This is a genomic window from Candidatus Goldiibacteriota bacterium (assembly GCA_016937715.1).
Taxonomy (GTDB): Bacteria; Oederibacteriota; PGYV01; order PGYV01; family PGYV01; genus PGYV01.
The window spans coordinates 1-4,746 of the sequence record JAFGWA010000096.1; the positions used below are offsets into that span (position 1 = coordinate 1).

At 41.0% G+C, this 4,746-nt stretch carries 7 protein-coding genes; all 7 read right to left on the reverse strand.

Annotation, left to right across the window (positions count from 1 at the left end; all coding sequences use genetic code 11):
• Nucleotides 1-45 precede the first annotated feature (45 nt).
• Entirely contained in the window at nt 46-1,044 is a 999-nt protein-coding gene (gene fliG, locus JXR81_09745) for a flagellar motor switch protein FliG (GenBank protein ID MBN2755124.1), read from the reverse strand.
• Between the two features lie 6 nt (nt 1,045-1,050).
• Nucleotides 1,051-2,661 carry a flagellar M-ring protein FliF gene (gene fliF / locus JXR81_09750; protein ID MBN2755125.1) on the reverse strand — a complete coding sequence of 537 codons (1,611 nt, stop codon included), beginning with the start codon at nt 2,659-2,661 and terminating at the stop codon, nt 1,051-1,053.
• A 20-nt stretch (nt 2,662-2,681) separates the two neighbouring features.
• A complete protein-coding gene (fliE, locus tag JXR81_09755; GenBank protein ID MBN2755126.1) occupies nt 2,682-3,014 on the reverse strand; it encodes a flagellar hook-basal body complex protein FliE in 333 nt (110 codons plus the stop codon).
• 27 nt (nt 3,015-3,041) lie between these two features.
• Nucleotides 3,042-3,491 (reverse strand): flagellar basal body rod protein FlgC, encoded by a 450-nt coding sequence (gene flgC / locus JXR81_09760; protein ID MBN2755127.1) that lies wholly within the window; start codon nt 3,489-3,491, stop codon nt 3,042-3,044.
• A 6-nt stretch (nt 3,492-3,497) separates the two neighbouring features.
• Nucleotides 3,498-3,926, reverse strand: a complete 429-nt coding sequence (gene flgB, locus JXR81_09765; protein ID MBN2755128.1) for a flagellar basal body rod protein FlgB — start codon at nt 3,924-3,926, stop codon at nt 3,498-3,500.
• 148 nt (nt 3,927-4,074) lie between these two features.
• Nucleotides 4,075-4,434, reverse strand: coding sequence for a hypothetical protein (locus JXR81_09770; protein MBN2755129.1), 360 nt, complete (start codon nt 4,432-4,434; stop codon nt 4,075-4,077).
• On the reverse strand, nt 4,431-4,746 hold a 316-nt coding region (locus JXR81_09775), incomplete at its 5' end, for a hypothetical protein (protein ID MBN2755130.1). The genes JXR81_09770 and JXR81_09775, both read right to left, overlap by 4 nt.

Consider the following 4,746-nt stretch of genomic DNA (forward strand, 5'->3'; position numbering starts at 1 on the left):
TATGGGTTGCCCTTAATAGTGTAATCTTCGGGCTTATAAATATTCTTAAACAAAGATTTCTTCCTCTCCGCCTCTTGCTACCACAATTTCACCCATTTCTTCAAGCTGCCTGATGACGTTTACAATCTTCTGCTGGGCTTCTTCTGTTGTCTTAATACGTACAGGGCCCATAACTTCCATATCTTCAAGTATCATCTGGCGGGCGCGGCTGGACATGTTCTTAAGAATCTTATTTTTGCACTCTTCAGAGGCGCCTTTAAGCGCAAGTACAAGGTCCTTGGAATCTATTTCCCTTAATATCTGCTGTATAGTCCTGTCATCCAGAAGCAGAACGTCATCAAACACGAACATAAGCCTTTTAATTTCATCCGCAAGATCCGGATTTGTTTCTTCAAGTTTTTCCATAATCGCTTTTTCCGTGCTTCTGTCAACCCTGTTAAGCATTTCAGCAACAGACCTTACGCCGCCGGCTGAAGCAAATTCCTGTGTAAAGACGGACGCTATTCTTCTTTCCAGAACTTTTTCAACTTCCATTATGACTTCAGGGGTTGCCCTTTCCATTGTGGCTATCCTTGTGGCAACATCAACCTGAATATCCCCCGGTAACGAAGACAGAATATTTGATGACTGTTCCGGCTGAAGATGCGCAAGCACAAGCGCGATTGTCTGCGGATGCTCATTCTGAATGAAGTTAAGTATCTGCTGCGGGTCTGTCTTTTTAATGAAATCAAAAGGCGTCATCTGAAGCGCGCCCTGCAGCCTGTTTAATATTTCCACGGCTTTCTGTTCTCCAAGGGCTTTTTCAAGAAGCTCCCTTGCGTAATCGATTCCGCCCTGGGATATGTATTCTTCCGCGAGGGCAAGCTGATAGCTTTCCTCCATTACGGAATCCCTGTCCTGCGGGGTAATCTTCTTTGTATTAGCTATCTGTAACGTAAGCTGTTCTACCAACTCGTCGGATAAATTTCTGAATACTTCCGCCGAAAGATCCGGCCCTAGAGTGATTAGAAGTGTCGCGGCTTTCTGTTCACCGTTCATTGGCATAATCGATCACCTCTTCTCTTCATTCAACCAGCGTTTGATAAGCTGGACGATAATTTTGGGATTTTCCCTTGCAATCTTTGTAATCTGCCTTTTCATTTCTGCTCGTTTCTGGGCTTCAGCAAGTTCCGCGGCTGAAGGCACGGCTTCCAGCGGAACTTCCACTTCTTCTTCCGCCCTGACGTCTTTTGCCGCCATCTCTATCTGCCTGCGCAGCTTTTCCCTTATCGCTTTCGGTTTCAGCGTGGAACGCAGGAATAGAAGCGCGAAGAGCAGTATGCCAAGTACGATGCCAAGGCTGGTGAGCGTAGTCATGTATTTTTCCCTTGCGCTCATGTCAGCTTTTGCCATTTCGGCTTTTTCAACCGTTCTGTCAAAGCTTATATTTTCAACAGCAACCTGGTCGCCTCTTGTAAGGTCAAGACCGGCCGCCGCGATAACCGCGTTTCTTACGGAATTAACCTGCTGCGGCTGAAGGTTGTCAACGATAACGGCTACAGAAAGCCTTTTTACCGTGCCAACGGTTTCCACAACATGTTTTTCCCTTTTTGATATTTCGTAATTTTCTGTCACTTCTGATTTTGTAAACTGCGAATTTCCGCTTACGGCTGATTTATAACCCGGAACATTTGAATCTGTTCCCGGAACGCCGCCCGGATAAGTGCCCACACCGGTATAATTTTCAAGATTTCTTTTGGAACTTCTTATAATACCCTTCCCGCCCACAACAGGTTCGTATATTTCGTCTTTTTTCTCCACCTGGTCAAAGTTAAGTTCGGCATTTACCCTTACCGTCGCCCTTTTATCGCCAAGCACGTTTGACAGCATGGAATCAACCCTGCGCTGTATGTCCTTTTCAAAATCCTTCTGCATGGTTATCTGCTGGTTGGTAAGTTTAAGCTGCTTGCTGTAGGAATAAGAGGAAGAATTTTCTTCCAGAAGTTCATCTTTTATAATATCGCTTAAAACAGTCCCGTTTGAATCTATTATTGTTACATTTACCGGCTTCATTCCTTCAACACTGCCGGAAACAAGGAAAATTATGGATTTGACATTATCATAACTTAACTTTAAGCCCGATTTCATCTTTATTAAAACGGATGCCGTGGGTTCTTTTTCTTTCTCTTCATATAATTCTTTTTTGGGAAGTACAAGGTGTACCCTTGCTTCTTCTATAATATCAATATTGCTTATTGTCCTTCCAAGCTCGCCTTCAAGCGCCCTTACAAAATTTACCCTCTGCGTGAAATCCGTTATTCCAAGGTTGGTTTTATCAAAAATTTCAAAACCCACACCGCCGCCTTTTATCATTCCTTTTGATGCCATTTCAAGCCTTAAATCATAAACATTTTTGAACGGTACGGATATTGTTTTGCCGTTGTTTCCTATTTTATAAGGAATCTTTCTGTCTTTTAATTCCGAAATAATATTGCCCGCGTCTTCGGAAGTAAGATTGGAAAACAGCGGCGAATAATTAGGCGCGGTTGTCCAGAAAGCAATTGCAATAAGCCCTATTAAAATAAGCGACGGAACGGTAACCCATAAAATTCTTCCGGACTTGTTCTGACCCTGCCAGAAAGATTTTAAACGCTCCCATGTCTTTAACAGAAAGTCGTTCACTATTTCACCTCACCCGTAAATTAGATTTGCATTCTCATTATTTCCTGGTAAGCTTCGGTTATTTTGTTTTTAACCTGAAGCGCCAGCTGTAACGTCATGCCTGCCTGTTCAACAGCAAGCATTACGTTATGAAGTTCTATGTCCTGACCCGCGGCAAGCTGCGAAATCGCATTGTCCGCGTTTATCTGCGTTTCATTTATTGACTTTATGGCTGTCTGAAGAATGTCTCCAAAATCCGCCGCACCGGTTTTAATTTCCGGCTGAACTGGCTGTACAGTATTTAATACCGTTTCCGGTATGTTAACTTTTCCAAGCACACCTTCTAAACCTGTTATACCTGTTGGCGCTGACATTTACAGCCCTCCATTATATGCTTTTTATTAAGCTTTGCCTATTTCAAGTGCTTTGGCCGCCATTGATTTAGCGGAATTTAAAGCCGTAACATTGGCTTCATATGCCCTTGTCGCGGATATCATATCAACCATTTCTTTTACTATATTCACATTTGGCATTGCCACATAACCTTCTTTATTGGCGTCCGGATGCCCCGGATCATAAGTTAACTTAGGCGGATTAACATCATTAATTACGCCTGTAACCTTAACGCCTTTAAAACCGGATGCCATTATTGTTTTATCAAACATCGCGGGAAAAAGAGAATTAACTTTTTCTCCCCTTGGTTCAAAAACAACACGCTGGCGCTGGTACGGCCCGCCGTCTATTGTCTTTGTAGTATTAACATTTGCTATATTATTTGAAATTACATCCATTCTAAGGCGTTCCGCTGTAAGGCCGGACGCGCTTATGACAAAAGCATCAAATGCACTCATTAATTATTACCTCCCGCCTTCGGAAATAGCTGTTTTTAATCCGCTTATCTTCATTGACATCAGTTGGGCAATTGTTGAATATGCCGTTGTATTTTCAGCCATTTTTGCCATTTCAAAATCAATATCAACGTTATTTTCATCAGTCCTTAAAGAAGTTTCAGCGTTAGTCACAATTTCCGGCTGCAGCTGCGCAAGCGTAAAATCGGTACCGGACGGAATGTGTTTTAAATTGGTGACAGCAAGCGGCAGAAATTCCTTGTCTTTTTTATCAAGAACTTCGGAAAGTTTGCTTTGAAACACCACTTCAGAACGCTTAAAACCGGGCGTATTAACATTGGCAATATTATTGCTTATAAGTTTATGCTGAAGAGATGACGCGTTAAGCGATTTCTCTAAAACCTGATATACTTCACTGGAGAAAATGCCTTCAAGCATAAAGATTTATCCTCTCTTTTTTTGAGAAATTGTATAAAAATATGTTATTTGTGCATCAAGTGTTTCTATATTACTTAAAACTATTTTTTTTGTCAAGTTTTTTTTTGTTTCTTATTACTGAAACACCGTTTTACAATCTATAAAAGACTTATAAACCCTTTAATTTACTGTACGCTTTAACGTGCCTTCCGCTGTTTAAAGCGATTGTTTCGTTGACTAATAAATCATTCTTTTTCTCTACTGCCAGCAGTTTTTCAAATGAATCATTGACCATTTTTACTTTATTTTTTATGCTTTCGGGCGGTTTTCCTTCTTTTAAAAGCCCTTTTAACCTTGAATTTAATATATCCATTTTTTCTACCAGAATCCTCTTTTTTTCATCCAGAAAAATAACTTTTTCAATATCCCCCTGCATAAGCCCTTGGTTCTGCTTTACCGCCAGCGCGTAAAGCATTTCTATGACGCTGTTTTTTTCATCAAGGCAGAATTCCATTTCAACGGAATTCATTTAAATTTAAAACCTTTCATTATTTCTTCAATACTTTCTTTGCAGCCAAGGTCGCCAAAATCAGGGTGCGCTTCAAGAAAATTTTTCAACAGCATATTTACAAGCTTGTCTTTAGTAATTTTTGTGCCGGGCCTTTTTTTGTTTATCTCATTTACCATTCTGTGAAGCCCGTCAAAATTGTATTTTTCCACCCTTATTGTCCTTATAAACCTGGCCGAAACCGCCTTTGGATGTTTTTCCGAATGCGGCATAACCGCCGTTTTCATGGGTGTTTCAGCCGGTTTTATTTCATCCTGTTTTTCCTCTTTTTCA

Coding starts and splice junctions, on each gene's coding strand:
- fliG (MBN2755124.1), bottom strand. CDS start 1,044: ATGCCAATGAACGGTGAACAGAAAGCCGCGACACTTCTAATCACTCTA.
- fliE (MBN2755126.1), bottom strand. CDS start 3,014: ATGTCAGCGCCAACAGGTATAACAGGTTTAGAAGGTGTGCTTGGAAAA.
- flgC (MBN2755127.1), bottom strand. CDS start 3,491: ATGAGTGCATTTGATGCTTTTGTCATAAGCGCGTCCGGCCTTACAGCG.
- flgB (MBN2755128.1), bottom strand. CDS start 3,926: ATGCTTGAAGGCATTTTCTCCAGTGAAGTATATCAGGTTTTAGAGAAA.
- JXR81_09770 (MBN2755129.1), bottom strand. CDS start 4,434: ATGAATTCCGTTGAAATGGAATTCTGCCTTGATGAAAAAAACAGCGTC.